This is a genomic window from Novosphingobium sp. ST904 (assembly GCF_001298105.1).
Taxonomy (GTDB): Bacteria; Pseudomonadota; Alphaproteobacteria; order Sphingomonadales; family Sphingomonadaceae; genus Novosphingobium.
Window position 1 is genome coordinate 228,001 of the sequence record NZ_LGJH01000166.1, and the last position, 16,803, is coordinate 244,803.

Annotated in this window: 18 protein-coding genes; 12 read left to right on the forward strand and 6 right to left on the reverse strand. The window is 64.8% G+C overall.

The features are described from left to right. Positions 1 to 7: 7 nt before the first annotated feature. The 4 genes from ADT71_RS29075 to ADT71_RS29090 form a co-directional block, all read right to left on the reverse strand. Positions 8 to 442 carry a biopolymer transporter ExbD gene (locus ADT71_RS29075; RefSeq protein ID WP_054442164.1) on the reverse strand — a complete coding sequence of 145 codons (435 nt, stop codon included), beginning with the start codon at positions 440 to 442 and terminating at the stop codon, positions 8 to 10. 29 nt (positions 443 to 471) lie between these two features. Continuing rightward, the gene (locus ADT71_RS29080) at positions 472 to 1,005 is read right to left on the reverse strand and encodes a biopolymer transporter ExbD (RefSeq protein ID WP_185998401.1); all 534 of its coding nucleotides are present in this window, start codon (positions 1,003 to 1,005) and stop codon (positions 472 to 474) included. A gap of 113 nt (positions 1,006 to 1,118) precedes the next feature. Then, on the reverse strand, positions 1,119 to 1,892 hold the full coding sequence (locus ADT71_RS29085; protein WP_054442166.1) for a MotA/TolQ/ExbB proton channel family protein: 774 nt from the start codon (positions 1,890 to 1,892) through the stop codon (positions 1,119 to 1,121). 68 nt (positions 1,893 to 1,960) lie between these two features. Next, positions 1,961 to 2,635, reverse strand: coding sequence for a TonB family protein (locus ADT71_RS29090; RefSeq protein ID WP_054442167.1), 675 nt, complete (start codon positions 2,633 to 2,635; stop codon positions 1,961 to 1,963). A gap of 357 nt (positions 2,636 to 2,992) precedes the next feature. On the opposite strand from ADT71_RS29090, the gene ADT71_RS29095 reads away from it, so the two are divergent. After that, positions 2,993 to 3,925: a hypothetical protein gene (locus ADT71_RS29095; protein ID WP_369818367.1), complete on the forward strand. Its 933-nt coding sequence runs from the start codon at positions 2,993 to 2,995 to the stop codon at positions 3,923 to 3,925. A gap of 24 nt (positions 3,926 to 3,949) precedes the next feature. Next, the gene (locus ADT71_RS29100) at positions 3,950 to 5,257 is read left to right on the forward strand and encodes a homoserine dehydrogenase (protein WP_054442287.1); all 1,308 of its coding nucleotides are present in this window, start codon (positions 3,950 to 3,952) and stop codon (positions 5,255 to 5,257) included. A 56-nt stretch (positions 5,258 to 5,313) separates the two neighbouring features. Here the strand turns inward: ADT71_RS29100 and ADT71_RS29105 are convergent, their stop codons facing one another. After that, on the reverse strand, positions 5,314 to 5,748 hold the full coding sequence (locus tag ADT71_RS29105) for a hypothetical protein (protein WP_231636304.1): 435 nt from the start codon (positions 5,746 to 5,748) through the stop codon (positions 5,314 to 5,316). A gap of 129 nt (positions 5,749 to 5,877) precedes the next feature. On the opposite strand from ADT71_RS29105, the gene glpX reads away from it, so the two are divergent. Together glpX and ADT71_RS29115 are read left to right on the forward strand one after the other, a co-directional pair. Then, positions 5,878 to 6,861, forward strand: coding sequence for a class II fructose-bisphosphatase (glpX, locus tag ADT71_RS29110; RefSeq protein ID WP_054442289.1), 984 nt, complete (start codon positions 5,878 to 5,880; stop codon positions 6,859 to 6,861). Positions 6,862 to 7,059: 198 nt separating this feature from the next. Then, on the forward strand, positions 7,060 to 7,995 hold the full coding sequence (locus ADT71_RS29115) for a ribose-phosphate pyrophosphokinase (protein WP_054442168.1): 936 nt from the start codon (positions 7,060 to 7,062) through the stop codon (positions 7,993 to 7,995). Positions 7,996 to 8,089: 94 nt separating this feature from the next. Here the strand turns inward: ADT71_RS29115 and ADT71_RS29120 are convergent, their stop codons facing one another. Continuing rightward, positions 8,090 to 8,902 (reverse strand): helix-turn-helix domain-containing protein, encoded by an 813-nt coding sequence (locus tag ADT71_RS29120; protein WP_369818368.1) that lies wholly within the window; start codon positions 8,900 to 8,902, stop codon positions 8,090 to 8,092. 305 nt (positions 8,903 to 9,207) lie between these two features. Here ADT71_RS29120 and hisN point away from each other — a divergent pair, with 305 nt between their 5' ends. The 8 genes from hisN to ADT71_RS29160 all read left to right on the forward strand — a co-directional run bounded on the left by hisN (position 9,208) and on the right by ADT71_RS29160 (position 16,792). Then, positions 9,208 to 9,990: a histidinol-phosphatase gene (hisN, locus tag ADT71_RS29125; RefSeq protein WP_054442170.1), complete on the forward strand. Its 783-nt coding sequence runs from the start codon at positions 9,208 to 9,210 to the stop codon at positions 9,988 to 9,990. A gap of 23 nt (positions 9,991 to 10,013) precedes the next feature. Continuing rightward, positions 10,014 to 10,433, forward strand: a complete 420-nt coding sequence (locus ADT71_RS29130; protein WP_255351708.1) for a gamma-glutamylcyclotransferase family protein — start codon at positions 10,014 to 10,016, stop codon at positions 10,431 to 10,433. Positions 10,434 to 10,606: 173 nt separating this feature from the next. Continuing rightward, positions 10,607 to 10,810, forward strand: coding sequence for a 50S ribosomal protein L35 (gene rpmI, locus ADT71_RS29135; RefSeq protein ID WP_021232722.1), 204 nt, complete (start codon positions 10,607 to 10,609; stop codon positions 10,808 to 10,810). 13 nt (positions 10,811 to 10,823) lie between these two features. Continuing rightward, positions 10,824 to 11,183 carry a 50S ribosomal protein L20 gene (rplT, locus tag ADT71_RS29140; protein ID WP_054442172.1) on the forward strand — a complete coding sequence of 120 codons (360 nt, stop codon included), beginning with the start codon at positions 10,824 to 10,826 and terminating at the stop codon, positions 11,181 to 11,183. Positions 11,184 to 11,397: 214 nt separating this feature from the next. After that, positions 11,398 to 12,213 (forward strand): AraC family transcriptional regulator, encoded by an 816-nt coding sequence (locus tag ADT71_RS29145; RefSeq protein WP_054442173.1) that lies wholly within the window; start codon positions 11,398 to 11,400, stop codon positions 12,211 to 12,213. A 111-nt stretch (positions 12,214 to 12,324) separates the two neighbouring features. Continuing rightward, positions 12,325 to 13,479 (forward strand): phenylalanine--tRNA ligase subunit alpha, encoded by a 1,155-nt coding sequence (gene pheS, locus ADT71_RS29150; RefSeq protein ID WP_197283157.1) that lies wholly within the window; start codon positions 12,325 to 12,327, stop codon positions 13,477 to 13,479. After that, a complete protein-coding gene (gene pheT, locus ADT71_RS29155; RefSeq protein ID WP_054442174.1) occupies positions 13,442 to 15,850 on the forward strand; it encodes a phenylalanine--tRNA ligase subunit beta in 2,409 nt (802 codons plus the stop codon). The genes pheS and pheT overlap by 38 nt, the downstream gene beginning before the upstream one ends. A gap of 60 nt (positions 15,851 to 15,910) precedes the next feature. Continuing rightward, on the forward strand, positions 15,911 to 16,792 hold the full coding sequence (locus ADT71_RS29160; RefSeq protein WP_132468703.1) for an aldose 1-epimerase family protein: 882 nt from the start codon (positions 15,911 to 15,913) through the stop codon (positions 16,790 to 16,792). The last annotated feature ends 11 nt before the right edge of the window (positions 16,793 to 16,803 follow it).

Below are 16,803 nucleotides of genomic sequence, written 5' to 3' on the forward strand. Positions count from 1 at the left end.
AGTCGGCTTACTTGCCGAAGTCGCGGAACTGTTCGTTGCCCACGAAGCCGAACTTCGTGACTTCCGCAGCCTTGATGACCTGCAGCACGGAGGCCGAGAGTTCATAGCTGGCTTGCGGCTCCGGCTGGTACTGCAGCTCGGGTTCGACCGGGTAGCTGAGCGACTGCTTGAGCAGCTTGGCCAGACCCGGACCGTCAACCTGTGTGCCGTTCCAGAGGATCTTGTCATCCGCGGTGAGCACGACCTTGTTACGGATCGGGTCGACCGGCGGAGGATTGTTGTCCGGAGGAGTCGCGACCGGGAGATCGATATCGATCGAGTGGGTCGCAACCGGGATGGTGATGATGAACATGATGAGGAGCACGAGCATGACGTCGATAAGCGGCGTCGTGTTCATGTCCATCATCGGCGAGCCATCATCGCTACCGCCTGACATTGCCATGGAAAGTTACTCCTGTTCCTGCCTGAACGTCAGCCGTTCGGATCAACCGGGTTGGTGATGAAACCAACCGTCGGATAACCCGAGATCTGGACGTTGTAGATCGCACCGGCAACGCAGCGCCACGGGGCGTTGACGTCACCGCGAATGTGGACCTGCGGCACGAGATCGGGGTTGGCCTGAAGGGCCTGCGGGCCACCTTCGCGCTTCACGATCGCATCGAGACGCTTGAAGGCCTGGTCGCGCAGTTCCTGCGAGGTCACCGGCGTGATGTTGTTGAAGTAGACGCGGCATTCGCCGTTGCGCGAAGCACCGGCATAACCGGGTTCACCCGCAGCCTTGCCGGCATCGTCGGTGGTCGAAACGGTGAGGAGAAGGTTTTCGACCTTGTCCTTCGATTCGACAGCCTCGATGATCGGAATGCGCAGCTTTTCGATCGTCTGGATCGCAACCGGAACCGCGATCAGGAAGATGATCAAGAGCACCAACATGACGTCGACGAGCGGCGTAGTGTTGATTTCGGACATCGGTTTTTCGGCACCGCCTCCGCCCGTGGATATCGCCATAGTCTTATCCTAATCCTTGCGTTGCCTTGGGGAGGCGACGGACGCGCATGCAACGCACCGTCGCCTGGCCCCTTGGACGCGCGGCCGCTTGTGCGGCGCGCGTCCCGTGCTGCTTACGGCTTGGCCGGGGCAGCGGCGGGCTTGGCCGGAGCGGCGGCGGGCTTCGCCGGAGCAGCAGCAACGAGGGGCTTCACGGCGCCACGCGAGTTGATGTTCGCGAGAACGTCGCTCGAGAAGCCGGTCAGCAGTTCTGCAATGCGCTTGTTGCGGCTCTGCAGGTAGTTGTAGGCCAGAACGGCGGGAACGGCGACGATCAGGCCGAGTGCGGTCATGATCAGCGATTCACCGACGGGGCCGGCAACCTTGTCGATCGAAGCCGAACCGGCGATGCCGATGGCGATCAGGGCGCGGTAGATGCCGACGACGGTACCGAACAGACCGATGAACGGTGCGGTTGCGCCGACGGTGGCGAGGAACGGCAGGCCCTGTGCAAGGCGAGCGTTGATCGAAGCTTCCGAACGCGCGAGCGAAGCTTGCATCCAGTCATGGGCTTCGAGCGAATCGGTCATCTTGGCGTGCTGGTCTTCAGCGGCGATGCCGTCGTCGACGAGCTGGCGCCATGCGCTGTTCTTCTCGAGCTTGGCTGCGCCTTCGCGAAGGGTCGGGGCCTTCCAGAAGGTGGTGCGCACTGCGTTGAACTGGCGCATGATCTTGGCCTGCTCGAACCACTTGGTGAACAGGATGTAGAACGAACCGAACGACATGATGCCCATGATGATGACGGTGGCATACGAGATGAAACCACCGGCCTGAAGGGCTTCCATGAAACCGAACTTGTTCTGCGGCGCGGCATCGCCCGCGGCGGCAAGGATATCAACGATAAGCATGCGATTTACCTCTCAAGAAGAATGCAGGGACCGATCCGGGCGCGGGTGTGGGCCCGACCAGTCAGAAGTTAGTTGAGCTTGTAGACGATCGCCGTCGAAGTGCTGCCCGCGATCGGGTTGCCGGCATCGTCAAGCGCGGGGTTGTAGCGCGCATAACGGGTCATGCCGTCGCAAGCCGCTTCGTCGAGATCGGGGCTACCGCTCGAAGAAGTGACGGAGCAACTCGTGACCTTGCCGTCGGGACCGATCGCAACGCGTACACCGACGCGGCCTTCACGCTCTTCACGAGCAGCCTTGGTCGGGTAGTTGTTCTGAATGCGGGCAGCCCAGCCAGCCTGACCCTTCGGCGAAACGCCGCGAGCCTTTGACGGTCCGGGAGGCGCAGCCGGCGGTGCCGGCGGTGCCGGGGGCGCCGCGGTCGTGATCACCACCGGCGGTGCCGGCGGAGGTGTGATCACCGTCTGCACCGGCGGCGGTGCCGGGGCGATGTTGATCGGCGGCGGCGGCGCTACGATCGGAGGCGGCGGGGTATTTTCCTGCGGCTCCGGCGGCGGCGGCGGCGGCTCTTCCTCCTTCGGTTTCTCTTCCTTGATGTCGACTGTGGTCACCTTCTTGATGACCTGTTGCGCAGCCTGGTAGGCCAGGCCCGTGACGAGCGCATAGCCTACAAAGACGTGGATCAGCGCAACAATGACAAGCGCGGTAATCTTGTTACCGCTCATTTGCTGGTCAGCGTAAGCCATTCAAACGCATCACTCCATTACCAAGCCCCGGAAAAGCCCGAGCCGGACGTGTCCAAGGGCGCCCATGGCCCTCACCCAGAGGCAAGGTCCATGACGAAACTCCAAATTACCCACCCTGACGGCTGACAGTCAGCCTTTCCGTTGACATTTTACGGGAGGCGAACCGTGGGACTTTTTAGTTTTTTGGCCCCATTTTGCGAGTTTCTTAGCCGGGCAGTTGCACATGTGCAACGCCTTATCGGCACGTCAATCGTTAACGGTCAATTCAGCGCGGATAAGTTCCAATCGAAAAAGGGGGATTTTGTGGCCGAGCCCCAAGCCGCTATAGGCTGGCCTTTTCCACGGAGTTTGCCTCGCATGTCATCGAAGTTGCACCGACTTGTCGCGAATCTCGGGGGAGTTGCGCTGGCCGTGCAGGCAGTTCCGGCCCTGGCGCAGTTAACCGCATCCGCGCCCGCAATGGATGCATCCGGCCCCACTTTCGCCGACATAGCCGATCTCGCCGAATCGGCTGGACTCGTGGTTAAGGCGCAGGTCCGCAAAATGGTCCGTGTCGAGGATGAACGCGCGCCGGGACGGGCGCCGGGAATGGGGCGATTCTATGTCACGGCCCAGACCCGTGCGCTGATCGCCGGCAAGGCCCCGATCGGCGAATCGCTCGTCTATCTGGTCGACCTGCCGCTCGATTCGAGGGGCAAGGCACCGAATCTCAAGAAGCAGGACGTTCTGCTGTTCGCACGCGCCGTTCCGGGGCGGCCCGGAGAGCTTCAACTGGTGACGCCGACCGCCCAGCAGCTCTGGACCGATCAGGCGGAAGCGCGCGTGAGGGGCATTCTCAAGACGCTGCTCTCTCCCGACGCGCCTGTGCACATCACCGGGGTACGTGAACTGCTCTATGTTCCGGGCAATCTTGCGGGACAGGGGGAGACGCAGATTTTCCTCAACACCCGCGAAGGCGCGGCTGCTTCGATCACGGTCCATCACGAGCCGGGCTCGCCTCCGGCCTGGGGGGTGTCCTTCTCCGAGCTGGTGGCGGACATCGGCAATCCGCCACAGCCCGAGACCATCGAATGGTATCGGCTCGCCTGCTTCCTGCCGAACAATCCGCCGCCTCGCGCCAATGTTTCCGAGGGGATCGAGGACGCCGTCAGGCCGATGCCGACTATCGCACGGTTCTGGGCGAACTCGGCCCATGCCGCAGGACGCTCGGGCAGGGTTGAGCCGGGCCGGCGAGAGGTTTCGCCGATGGGGAGCGCGAAGGTACTGGAATTTCGCCGTGGGCTCCCCTAGGTGCCGCTCCCGAAAGGGAACTCCATGGTTGAACCGCTGAATATTGCGCTGGCCGGTCTGGGGACCGTCGGCACGGGTGTCGTCCGTCTCATCGAGACCAATGCCGAACTGATTGCCCGCCGTGCGCGGAGGCCGATTCGCATTGCCGCCGTCAGCGCGCGTGACCGTACGAAGGATCGCGGTGTCGACCTTTCGCGCTATGACTGGGTAGACGACCCCGCTGCGCTTGCCGCTCGCCCCGATGTCGATGTGGTGGTGGAGATGGTCGGCGGCTCGGACGGTCCTGCACTGGCGCTGGCGCGCAATGCCATCGGCCAGGGCAAGGGCCTTGTCACCGCCAACAAGGCGATGATCGCGCACCATGGCCTGGAACTGGCTTCCGCTGCCGAAAAGGCCGGGGTTGCGCTCAAGTTCGAGGCGGCGGTGGCGGGCGGAATCCCGGTGATCAAGGGCCTTAGCGAAGGCGCTGCAGCCAATGCCATAGAACGGGTCTACGGCATACTGAACGGCACCTGCAACTACATCCTGTCCACCATGGAGGATACCGGGCGCGACTTTGGTGATGTTCTCGCCGAGGCCCAGCGCATGGGTTATGCAGAGGCCGATCCGACCTTCGACGTCGAGGGCATCGACGCCGCGCACAAGCTCTCTATCCTGGCTGCGATCGCCTTCGGATCGCGTCTGCGCTTCGATGCGGTGGAGACGACCGGCATTTCCCGCGTGAAGGCTGCCGACATCGAGCAGGCGCGTTCGCTGGGCTATGTGATCCGCCTGATCGGCATGAGCGAGGTTGACCGGGCAGACGGTTCCAGCCGCCTGTTCCAGCGGGTCCATCCGCATCTGGTGCCGTTCGACCATCCGCTGGCCCATGTCGATGGTGCGACTAATGCGGTTGTCGCCGAGGGCAATTTCATGGGGCGCCTGCTGTTCCAGGGTGCCGGTGCCGGTGACGGGCCGACTGCCAGCGCCGTCGTTGCCGATATCATGGATATCGCGCGCGGTGAGAAGGGGGCGGCGTTCTCGATGCCCGAGGGCGAACTGGAGGCGATGGAGCCGGCGCCGACCGGGCACCGCCGCGGACGGTGCTACATCCGCTTCACCGTGCCGGACCGTCCGGGCGTGCTGGCCAACATCACGGCGGCCATGCGCGATGCCGGCGTCTCGATCGCCAGCATGATCCAGAAGGGCGAGGCCGAGCAGGCTGGCGAGGCGATCCTTGCCATCGTCACGCATGATGGCCCCGAATCGGCCGTGAACGAAGCGCTGCGCATCCTCGACGGATCGGACAGCCTGACCGCCCGGCCGCTTGTGATGCAGATCATCGAGGGGTGAGAGAATGAACGGGCGCCATGATGCGCCCGTTCGCTCCCGCCAGTCTTTCGCGCCCTTCAGTGCGCGCGCATCTCGCCTTTGGCGATCTTGTCCGCGTCCGAGCCTGCCGGCGCCTCCGGGATGGAGGACAGATCGATCAGGTAGGGCGTTTTCGGACAGGGCGGCACGAGGCACATCCCGCCCATCGTGGCCTTGCCCCTGAAGATGCCGTTGCCGGCAACGTCGGGCGGATGGAGCCTGCCGTCGTTCAGCGCTTGCGGCGATTCCGGATCTTCCTGCGAAGTGGACGGGATCCGGTACTTTTCCTCGTCCGGGGCGCAGACCACGATTTCACCCGGACGGCCTTCGCGCAGGCAGCGCTTGCGGGCCGATTCCGGCGTTATCCGGCCTCCCTGGGACATCATCTTCTGCGCCACGGCGCGATCTTCATCGGATATGGAGGGGGTGTTGGAACCGGCGCCTGAAGTCGTCGTGGCGCCGCCGGTATTCACCTGTGCGATCGCCGGAGCGGGGGCTGACAATGCGATTGCGAATAGTATCCGCCATCTTCTCGACAATTGAAATTCCTCTGTCTAAGCCGCTCCCCGAACCTTTCCTCCTCGGATTAATCCGGAGTGAACATGCCTGAAAACAAGACTCCTGCAAGTAAAGTTCTCGACCGCGTTCTCGTGCTCGAAATGGTCCGTGTAACCGAAGCGGCGGCGATCGCAGCCTCGCATCTCATCGGTCGCGGCGACGAGAAGGCTGCGGACCATGCCGCAGTCGAGGCAATGCGCAAGGCTTTCGACACGCTTTACATGGACGGCACCGTCGTCATCGGCGAGGGCGAGCGCGACGAGGCGCCGATGCTGTTCATCGGCGAGAAGGTGGGCGGCGCCCCGGATCGCGGTCCGAAGATCGATATCGCGCTCGATCCGCTGGAAGGCACGACGATCACCGCCAAGGCAGGCCCGAACGCGCTGGCGGTCCTTGCCGCTGCCGAAGAGGGCGGCCTGCTGAACGCTCCCGACGTCTACATGCAGAAGCTGGCGGTCGGCCCCGGCTATCCCGATGGCGTGATCGACCTGCGCAAGACCGCGACCGAGAACGTCGCGGCGGTGGCGGCGGCCAAGGGCGTGAAGCCGGAAGAGATCATCGTCTGCGTGCTCGATCGTCCGCGCCATGCCGATCTGATTGCGGAGCTTCGCGACATCGGCTGCGGCATCCACCTGATTCCCGATGGCGACGTGGCCGGCGTGATCGCGGTGACGGACGAGAACACCACGATCGACATCTACATGGGCTCCGGCGGTGCTCCGGAAGGCGTGCTGGCGGCAGCCGCCCTGCGCTGCGTCGGCGGCCAGATCCAGGGCAAGCTCCTGTTCCGCAACGATGACGAGCGCAGCCGCGCCCGCAAGTGGGGCATCGAGGATCTCGACCGGATCTACACGCTCAAGGATCTCGCCAAGGGCGACTGCATTTTTGCGGCCACCGGCGTTACCGATGGTTCGCTGCTCTCCGGCGTCAAGCGCCTCAAGGGCGGCAAGATGACGACGGAGAGTGTCGTCATGCGGGCCAGCTCGGGGACGGTGCGCTGGATCAAGGGCGAACACCGTCACGGCTGACGGCGTGATGGATGGGCGCGGGGCGCTTTTCCAATCAAGCACTTGTACATTCGAAAGGCCGGTTCCGGGATATCCGGGGCCGGCCTTTTCGCGTTGGCTTCACGGTGAAAAGCGCCGCTTTCTATTGCAATCCGATGACTCATGGCTAGAGGCGGGCGCGTTCAGCCATAGCCCAATCGGCCGTCTCGGGGATTCGCAATGAAGATCATGTCCGGCAACAGCAACCTTCCGCTCGCTCGTGCGATCGCGGGGTATCTCGAACTGCCGCTCACCGATGCGGCGGTGCGCCGCTTCGCCGACGAGGAAATCTTCGTCGAAATCCACGAGAACGTGCGCGGCGAGGATGTCTTCATCGTCCAGCCCACCAGCTATCCCGTGAACGACAATCTCATGGAACTGCTGATCGGCATCGACGCGCTGCGCCGCGCTTCGGCCAAGCGCATCACGGCGGTCATCCCCTACTTCGGTTACGCCCGCCAGGACCGCAAGCCCGGCCCGCGCACGCCGATTTCGGCCAAGCTGGTCGCCAACCTGATTACCGAAGCCGGCGCCGACCGTGTGCTCTCGGTCGATCTGCACGCTGGCCAGATCCAGGGCTTCTTCGACATCCCCACCGACAACCTCTTCGCGGCCCCCGTCATGGCGGCGGATATCCAGGCCCGCTACGGCGACCAGTCGCTGATGGTGGTTTCGCCTGACGTCGGCGGCGTGGTGCGCGCCCGTTCGCTGGCCAAGCGCCTCGACAATGCGCCGCTCGCCATCGTCGACAAGCGTCGTGACCGTCCGGGCCAGTCGGAAGTCATGAACATCATCGGCGACGTGAAGGGCCGCGCCTGCATCCTGATCGACGATATCATCGATTCGGGCGGCACGCTCTGCAACGCCGCGCAGGCCCTGATGGACGAAGGCGCCACCAGCGTCACCGCCTACATCACCCACGGCGTGCTGTCCGGTGCGGCGGTTTCGCGCGTCACCAACTCGGCGCTGAAGGAACTGGTCATCACCGATTCGATCCAGGCGACCGAAGCCGCGCAGCAGTCGGACAAGATCCGCATCCTGACCATCGCGCCGCTGATCGGCGAGGCGATCCGCCGCATCGCCGACGAAAGCTCGGTTTCGAGCCTGTTCGACTGATCGGCAATCTGCCTCCCTCGGGAGGCGATTGTCACACGTGGAACGTTGCTATCAAAAACGCTCCGCACGCGCCGGAGGCGTTTTGCGTTCCGCGTCACTCCCACGGCCTGCTCTGTCCGGGCCTGAGCCGCTTCAGCGCTTCCAGCCGCCGGGACTGGCGCGATTCCAGGGCAATCGTCAGGATCGGCTGGGGCGTTATCACGAACTGGCGGGGCGATATCCCGAACAGCTCGGTGAATTCGTGGATGAGGTGGCTCTCGTCATAGTAGCGCAGGGCGATCTCGTCCGCTTCCTCCCTGTCGGCCACACCGCGAAGGCAGCTTGCCATGTCTAGCGCGCGGGCCCGGCGCAGGACCTGCTTGGGCGCCATGCCGAAATCGCGGCTGATCACGCGCTCCAGCTTGCGTCGTTCCACGCCGCATTCGATCGCGGCCCTGCCCACCGTCATGGTCGGATCGCGGTAGCAGATTTCTTCGAAGCGGGCGGTGACCGGATCGGGCGCATCGCAGCCGAGCTCCAGAACCCGCGCACGGATGATGTCCTCGATGGCCTGGAGCCAGTCCTCCGGTTCGCCATCCGGGGGAAGCATCGAGAGTATCTGGTCCGAGGGCATCGCGATCGCGTCGGTCGGGACGATGCGGTCGACATATTCGGCGATATGCGGACCGCGCAGCGCGGTACAGGCGCCCGGCCGGAAAGCCATCCCGACGCTGATGAAGCTTCCCGTCATCGCGATCGGCATCCGGCGGGAATGCGGACCGAAGAACATCGCCCCGTTTCCCGCCTCCACGCGGCCGTCGGCGGTCCGGGCTTCCCACAGGCCGGCAAGCTGGACGCGCAGGAATGCCGCGTCGCACAGCAGGCCGCAGGAAACGGTGTGATCCACCGGCGCCGCAATCCTGGTCACGTAGAGCCGTGAGAGTCCAGGGGGCGAGGTCCGGCGCCGAGCCCGGTTGTAACTGATCGGCTGACCCTCTCGGGGCAACCCTTGTTCCGGCGCGATCGACCTGTCGATTGCCGGACGCATTCTGTAGTGCATGCCCTGCCCGTCTTGAGTGACGCTCCCCGCTCCGGAAAACTAGGTCCCTCGCGCTTCGGCTGCAATGTGGGAAAACCATATAAGAGGCGAAAACGCGTGCTGTTTTCTCCCATTTCCGGGGTTTTTTCGATGGTCCCTTGACCAGTCCGCGCGGCGACGGGCAGAGCGGGGGCATGAAACTGGATAACGACATTGCCCTCGCCCTGCGTCTCGCCGATGCCGCCGGTGACGCGATTCGCCCGCATTTCCGATCCGGCGTCGGTATCGAGCGAAAGGGCGATGCCTCGCCCGTAACCGTGGCCGACCGTTCCGCCGAGGAAGTGATGCGGCGCATTCTCAAGGCAGAAGTGCCGCGCGACGGTATCATCGGCGAAGAGTTCGGCACGGAGGAAGGCTCGTCCGGCCGGACCTGGGTTCTCGACCCGATCGACGGTACGGTCTCGTTCATTGCCGGAAGGCCTATCTTCGGCACGCTGATCGCCTTGCTGGTAGATGGCTGGCCCGTGCTCGGGATCATCGACCAGCCGATCCTGCGCGAACGCTGGGTGGGCGCGAGCGGCTTCGCCACCACGTTCAATGGGCAGGAAGTGCGGACCCGTTCGTGCCGGGAACTTTCCGAGGCCATGCTGGCGACGACCGGTCCGCATTATTTCGATGACCATCAGGGCGAGCATTTCATGGCGCTGGCGGCGAAGACCGACCACAAGCGCATGGTCATGGGGGGGGACTGCTACAACTACGGCCTGCTCGCCTCCGGCCATCTCGACGTGGTGTGCGAAGCGGGGCTCAAGATTCACGACTGGGCGGCGCTGGTGCCGGTGGTCGAGGGTGCGGGCGGCACCATGTGCGACTGGAACGGCGAACCGCTCAACGCGCAGTCGGACGGGCACGTCCTGGCGCTGGGCGATCCTGCGCGGCTTGAGGATGTCGTCGAAGCGCTGGACTGCCACCACTGACGCGGGAGGGGCGCACGCTGCGGCTGTTCGTCTACGGCACCCTGCAGCCCCACGCCGGTACGCGGATGGGGCGCTGGGTTGCCGAACGGATGGTGCGCGGGGAACCGGCCAGCGTGCCGGGGCACATCCATGCCGTCTGCGGCGGCAACGGCTGGTTTCCGGCGCTCGTGCCCGCCAAGTCCGCGGCACGCGTGCGCGGAACGCTTTGCGAGCTTGCCCTGAGGCCCGGCGACCTGGCGACGCTGGATCGGTACGAGGGGCGGGAATATCGCCGGGCCAGCCTGCCGGTGCGGACGCAGGAAGGGCGCCGGACCCGCGCGGGGCTTTATCTCTGGCGCATCGAACTTCCCGGCGGATCGCGGCCCATCCTTGGCGGAGACTATCTCGCCTGGCTGGAGCGGACCGGACGGCAGGCATTCACGACACCGCGAAACGGCGCCTGACGGCGGGCGCACGCTGCAGGCGTTGTTGCAGGGGTTGCCATCCGGCCCTTCTCCAACTAAAGGCCCGCGCTTCAATCGACACGGTTGAGTCTTTACCAAAGAGATTCGCGCGTCCGCCTGGCGAAAAGGGCTGCCATGGCTGACCGGACGTGTCCCTGTGAAAGGAGACGAAAATGCCCAAGCTGAAGACCAAGAGCGGTGTGAAGAAGCGCTTCAAGCTCACCGCCACCGGCAAGGTGAAGCACGGCGTTGCCGGCAAGCGCCACCGCCTGATGAGCCATAACGGCAAGTACATCCGCCAGAATCGCGGCACCGAAGTCATTTCCGACGCCGATGCCAAGACGATCAAAAAGTGGGCGCCCTACGGGCTCAACTGAGGAGTACTGACCGATGAGCCGTATCAAGAGGGGTGTTACCACCCGCGCCAAGCACAAGCGTCTTCTGGAACAGGCCAAGGGTTACCGCGGCCGCCGCAAGAACACGATCCGCGTTGCCCGTCAGGCCGTCGAAAAGGCCGGCCAGTACGCGTATCGCGACCGCAAGATCAAGAAGCGGACCTTCCGCGCGCTCTGGATCCAGCGTATCAACGCTGCCGTCCGCGCCGAAGGCCTGACCTACTCGCAGTTCATGCACGGCATCAAGCTTGCCGGCATCGAACTCGATCGCAAGTCGATGGCCGACCTCGCCATGAACGAGGGTTCGGTGTTCTCGACTGTGATCGCTCAGGCGAAGGCCGCTCTTCCGGCCTGATCCGATGAAGACCGGCGCTGGCCGCCGGGCTTCTCGATCGCGAAGAACATGATTCGGGGGCGTGGGTGCGATGGCATCCGCGCCCCGAATTTTTTGCCCTTCGAAGTATTTGCGCTCCTGTCGAAGTGGCTTTACGACCGGGGATGGGGGGTTTTCTGGTGCGAAGAATAGACAGGGAATGACGGCAAGAAGGGTGGTAATACAATATTGTCCAGTGCCTTCCGGGCTGGATCGCTACGTTTCGGTGCTGTTTTATTGCGAAATCGATCTGGGCGAGGGGGAGCGTCTTCATGACGTATTGTTTCCCGATTGGGCCAGTTTGCGATTTCACTACGGTGCCAGCATCGAGGGGACGATGCGGAGCGGATCGTCGATTGCCGGCTGCCGATTTACCGTAGCGGGGCCGCGTTCGGAAGAAGTGCGCTTCTCGATGGGGCCTGCGCGGCAGTGGGGCTTTCGCCTGACGCCATTGGGATGGGCCGCCCTGGTCGGCGTATCCGCCGATCGCTATGCGAACGTGCTCGCAGATGGCGATCAGGACGAGGCTTTCGCCCGGTTGCGGCCGCTTTACGATCTCCTCGCACACGAAGAATCTCCCGGTGAGCAACTCGATCTGCTGATCGCATTCCTGGAGGCGGTTCCCCGCCGCGTCGTGCCCCATGAGGGGCTGATTCTGGCGCTTTGCGATGCGCTGACCGATACGGAAGTGCGCTCGGCAACCGATCTCGCGGCCCGGGTGCGCGCGCATCCCCGCATGGTGGAGCGTATCTGCAGGGCGGCGTTCGGCTTCACGCCCAAGCTCCTGCTGCGTCGCCAGCGCTTCCTGCGCAGTATCGAGCAGTTCACTCTGGAACCCAAGCGCAAGTGGATCGGTGCGATCGACGCGGCCTATCACGATCAGGCGCAGTTCGTTCGCGATTTCCGCGCATTCATGGGCATGACCCCGCGGCAATATGCGCAGCTTGAAAAGCCGGTTACAGGCCCCCTCATGCGAGAGCGGGCCCGCCATGCGCGGCTCATGGGAAGATAGCGGCCTTTTCGGCTCGATGATGGTCGCGGGACTTACCCTCGGCGTTGCGATTTGCCCGCCGGCCCCCTAAGGACCGCGCTTCCAGATTCAGCAACAGTCAGGCAGACACCAGTGGACTACGCAGCAACCGGCCAGGAGGCGCTCTCGCGGATTGCGGAAGCATCCGATCTCGAAACGCTGGAGGCCCTGCGTGTCGAGTTTCTGGGCAAGCAGGGCTCGATTTCCGGCCTGCTCAAGACGCTGGGCAAGCTCGATCCCGAAGAGCGCAAGGTCGAAGGACCGAAGATCCACGCCCTGCGCGAAAGCGTGAGCGATGCGCTCGCCGCCCGAAAGGATGCGCTGGAAGGCGCCGCGCTGGAAGCCCGGCTTGCTGCCGAGACCATCGACCTTTCGCTGCCCGCACCCGAAGCACCGCGCGGCACCGTCCACCCGATCTCGCAAGTGATGGACGAGATTGCCGAGATCTTCGCCGACCTCGGCTTCTCGGTCGCCACCGGACCGGAGATCGAGGACGACTGGCACAACTTCACCGCGCTCAACATGCCGGAAAGCCACCCGGCGCGCGCGATGCACGACACTTTCTATTTCCCGGACCGCGATGCGCAGGAACGCGAGATGCTGCTGCGCACGCATACCTCGCCGGTGCAGATGCGCACGATGCTCAAGCAGGGCGCGCCGCTGCGCATCATCGCGCCGGGCCGGGTCTACCGTTCGGACAGCGACGCCACCCACACGCCGATGTTCCACCAGGTCGAAGGTCTGGTGATCGACAAGGACGTGCACCTCGGCCACCTCAAGTGGACGCTGGAGACGTTCCTGAAGGCGTTCTTCGAGCGTGAGGACATCGTCCTGCGCCTGCGCCCCAGCTACTTCCCCTTCACCGAACCTTCGGTGGAAGCGGATATCGGCTTCACCCTGATCGACGGCAAGCGCGTGATCGGCGGCGACCCGTCGAAGGGCGAGGGCGGCTGGATGGAAGTGCTCGGCTCGGGCATGGTCAACCGCCGCGTCATCGAATTCGCCGGGCTCGATCCCGACGAATGGCAAGGGTTCGCCTTCGGCATCGGCATCGATCGCCTGGCCATGCTGAAGTACGGCATGGACGACCTACGCGCCTTCTTCGACGGCGATGTGCGCTGGCTCTCCCACTACGGTTTCTCCGCCCTCGACGTGCCGACCCTTTCGGGCGCGTCGGCACTCCGGCCTGAGCGCGGGAAGGATCTAGAAAATGAAGTTCTCGCTTTCCTGGCTCAAGCAGTACCTTGAGACCGACGCCTCGCTTGAGGATATCGCCCTGAAGCTCAACGCCATCGGCCTAGAGGTCGAAGGCATCGAAGACCCCGCCGCCAAGCTTTCGGGCTTCCGCGTGGCGAAGGTGCTCACCGTCGACAAGCATCCGCAGGCGGACAAGCTGCAGGTCCTCACCGTCGATACCGGTGAAGGCGTACTGCAGGTGGTCTGCGGCGCGCCGAACGCGCGGGCTGGCCTTGTTGGCGTGCTGGGCCTGCCCGGTGCGACCGTGCCCGCCAACGGCATGGTGCTGAAGGTCGCTGCCGTGCGCGGCGTCGAATCGAACGGCATGATGTGCTCCACGCGCGAACTGGAGCTGGGCGAAGATCACGACGGCATCATCGAACTGCCCGAGGACGCGCCGGTCGGCACGCCTTTCGCGGACTACCACGGCGCCGATCCGGTGATCGAAGTGGCCATCACCCCGAACCGTCCGGACTGCATGGGCGTCTACGGCATCGCCCGCGATCTGGCTGCTGCCGGCCTCGGCACGCTGAAGCCGATCGAGGTGCTGGACATCGCCGGCAGCTTCCCCTGCCCGGTGGACGTGCGCACCGACGATGCCGAGGGTTGCCCGGCGTTCCACGGCCGCGTGATCAAAGGCGTGAAGAACGGCCCCTCGCCGCAGTGGCTGCAGGATCGCCTGAAGGCGGCCGGTCAGCGTCCGATCTCGGCGCTGGTGGATGCCACCAACTACCTGATGCTGGCCTATGGTCGCCCGGCCCACGCCTATGACCTGGCCAAGCTGAACGGCGCCGTCGTCGCGCGCCGGGCGAAGGATGGCGAAACGGTCGTTGCGCTGAACGAGAAGACCTACACGCTCGACGCCGAGATGACCGTGATCGCCGACGATTCGGGCGTGCACGACATTGCGGGCATCATGGGCGGCGAGCATTCGGGCTGCGGGGACGAGACCACCGACGTCCTGCTCGAAATCGCTTATTTCGATCCCGAGCGCATCGCCCGGACCGGCCGCAAGCTCAACCTCACCTCGGACGCGCGCAGCCGTTTCGAGCGTGGGATCGATCCGAATTTCCTCGATACCGGCCTCGACCACCTGACCCAGCTGATCCAGACGCTGTGCGGCGGTGAGGCTTCGCAGGCGGTGCGCAGCGGTGCAGCGCCGAGCACGCCGAAGATCGTCCACTTCGATCCGGCGCTGACCGAGAAGCTGGGCGGCGTCCGCATCGAAGCGGCTGAGCAGCAGCGCATTCTGGGAAGCCTCGGCTTCTCGGTGGTGGCCGAGCAGGCGAACTTCGACACGTCGTGGGCCGTTACCGTCCCCGGCTGGCGCCCGGACGTGGATGGCGCGCCCGATATCGTCGAGGAAGTCGTCCGCATCCACGGTCTCGACAAGGTGACCAGCGTGGCCCTGCCGCGCGCTGACGGTGTCGCCCGTCCGACCGCCACGCCGACGCAGGCGCTGGAACGCCGTGTTCGCCGTGCGGCTGCTGCGCGCGGTCTGCACGAGGCGGTAACCTGGTCGTTCCTGCCCTCAGCCGAGGCCGATGCCTTCGCGGATGGAAACGCCCTGTGGTCGCTCGCCAACCCGATCAGCGAGGACATGAAGGTCATGCGGCCGTCGCTGCTGCCGGGCCTGCTGATGGCGGCCAAGCGCAACCTCGATCGCGGCGCTTCGTCGCTTCGCCTGTTCGAACTCGGCCGTCGCTATCTGCGCGGAGAGGGCGGCGCGAGCGATGAGCGTCTGGCGCTGGGCTTCGTGCTGGCTGGCGAGAAGGTCGCGCGCGGCTGGGCGACGGGCAAGGCGACTGCGTTCGACGCCTACGACGCCAAGGCCGAAGTCACGGCACTGCTGGCCGAAGCCGGTGCTCCGGTGGAGAAGCTGCAGGTCATGGGTGAGGCCGGTCCGCAGTTCCATCCCGGCCAGTCGGCCACGCTGCGCCTTGGCCCCAAGAACGTGCTGGCGCGCTTCGGCATGCTGCACCCGACTGTCGCCAGGCAGTTCGACATCGAAGGTCCGGTGGCGATTGCCGAGATCTATCTCGACGCGATCCCCGGCAGGAAGGGCGCCGCAACCTTCGCCCGTACCCGCTACGCGCCCCCGGCGCTGCAGGCGGTGACTCGCGACTTCGCGTTCCTCGTCCCGGTCGAGCAGGCTGCGGGCGATCTCGTCCGCATGGTTGCCGGTGCAGACAAGGCGAATATCGTCTCTGCCCGCCTGTTCGACGACTTCCGTGGGGCAGGCGTGCCCGAAGGCCAGAAGTCGCTCGCGCTCGAAGTCACTCTCCAGCCGCTCGAAAAGAGCTACAAGGAAGAAGACTTGAAGGCGATCAGCAGCAAGGTGACTGCCGCCGCCGCCAAGCTTGGCGCCGTGCTGCGCGGTTGATGCATTACGTCGTCCCGGACCGGGTCCGGGAGACGCTTCTGGAGTGAGCCGGTGACCGACATGGAATTCGTGACCATTTCTTCCGGCGAACTCACCGCGCGGGTCACCCCGTTCGGGGCCGAACTCTGGTCTCTGACCGACCGCTTCGGCCGGGAATACATGACAGACGCCGATCCGGCGTTCTGGACCGGACATGCGCCGATCCTGTTCCCGATCGTCGGCGCGCTGAACGGTAATCGCTATCGCCTCGATGGCCGCGAATACGAACTGCCCAAGCACGGCTTCGCGCGCCATTCGTTGTTCGACGTGGTCGAAACCGCGGCCGATCGCGCCGTCTTCCGCCTCCGCGACAGTGCGGCAACCCGCAAGGTCTATCCTTTCGCCTTCGCGCTGGATCTGGAATTCCGCCTCGAAGGCATGTGCCTGCACACCACGGCGACGGTGATCAACGCCGGAGACGGGGCCATGCCGTTCAGCTTCGGCTATCACCCCGCTTTCGCCTGGCCGCTGCCGGGCGGCGCCGCCAAGGCCGATCACACGATCGCTTTCGAGCAAGCGGAGCCCCAGCCGATCCGCCGCATCGACCTGCCGACCGGTCTCGTCCAGCCCGAACCTGTCGCCACTCCGGTCGAGGGGCATCTGCTCATGCCCGAAGCCGCGCAGTTCGAGACCGATGCCCTGATCTGGGATCGGCTTGCCAGTCGCTCGCTCACGTTCGGCACGCCGGGCGGGACACAGCTTGCCGTCGCTTTCCCGGATATGCCGATGCTGGGCATCTGGCAGAAGCCGGGCGCGAACTATCTTTGCATCGAGCCCTGGCAGGGCATGGCCGACCCGCTGGGTTATTCCGGCGATTTCCGCGCCAAGCCCGGCGTGCTTTCGCTCGAACCCGGCATGAGCCGGAGCTTCCGCATGGACGTCAGCGTCCTGACCGCCGACTGAAGGAGACCTAT

What these genes read in the sequence shown, in the direction of transcription:
- ADT71_RS29095 (WP_369818367.1), top strand. Translation starts at nt 2,993, where the DNA reads ATGTCATCGAAGTTGCACCGACTTGTCGCGAATCTCGGGGGAGTTGCG.
- ADT71_RS29085 (WP_054442166.1), bottom strand. Translation starts at nt 1,892, where the DNA reads ATGCTTATCGTTGATATCCTTGCCGCCGCGGGCGATGCCGCGCCGCAG.
- hisN (WP_054442170.1), top strand. Translation starts at nt 9,208, where the DNA reads ATGAAACTGGATAACGACATTGCCCTCGCCCTGCGTCTCGCCGATGCC.
- ADT71_RS29090 (WP_054442167.1), bottom strand. Translation starts at nt 2,635, where the DNA reads ATGGCTTACGCTGACCAGCAAATGAGCGGTAACAAGATTACCGCGCTT.
- ADT71_RS29115 (WP_054442168.1), top strand. Translation starts at nt 7,060, where the DNA reads ATGAAGATCATGTCCGGCAACAGCAACCTTCCGCTCGCTCGTGCGATC.
- ADT71_RS29100 (WP_054442287.1), top strand. Translation starts at nt 3,950, where the DNA reads ATGGTTGAACCGCTGAATATTGCGCTGGCCGGTCTGGGGACCGTCGGC.
- ADT71_RS29160 (WP_132468703.1), top strand. Translation starts at nt 15,911, where the DNA reads ATGGAATTCGTGACCATTTCTTCCGGCGAACTCACCGCGCGGGTCACC.
- pheT (WP_054442174.1), top strand. Translation starts at nt 13,442, where the DNA reads ATGAAGTTCTCGCTTTCCTGGCTCAAGCAGTACCTTGAGACCGACGCC.
- ADT71_RS29080 (WP_185998401.1), bottom strand. Translation starts at nt 1,005, where the DNA reads ATGGCGATATCCACGGGCGGAGGCGGTGCCGAAAAACCGATGTCCGAA.
- glpX (WP_054442289.1), top strand. Translation starts at nt 5,878, where the DNA reads ATGCCTGAAAACAAGACTCCTGCAAGTAAAGTTCTCGACCGCGTTCTC.
- rpmI (WP_021232722.1), top strand. Translation starts at nt 10,607, where the DNA reads ATGCCCAAGCTGAAGACCAAGAGCGGTGTGAAGAAGCGCTTCAAGCTC.
- ADT71_RS29075 (WP_054442164.1), bottom strand. Translation starts at nt 442, where the DNA reads ATGGCAATGTCAGGCGGTAGCGATGATGGCTCGCCGATGATGGACATG.
- rplT (WP_054442172.1), top strand. Translation starts at nt 10,824, where the DNA reads ATGAGCCGTATCAAGAGGGGTGTTACCACCCGCGCCAAGCACAAGCGT.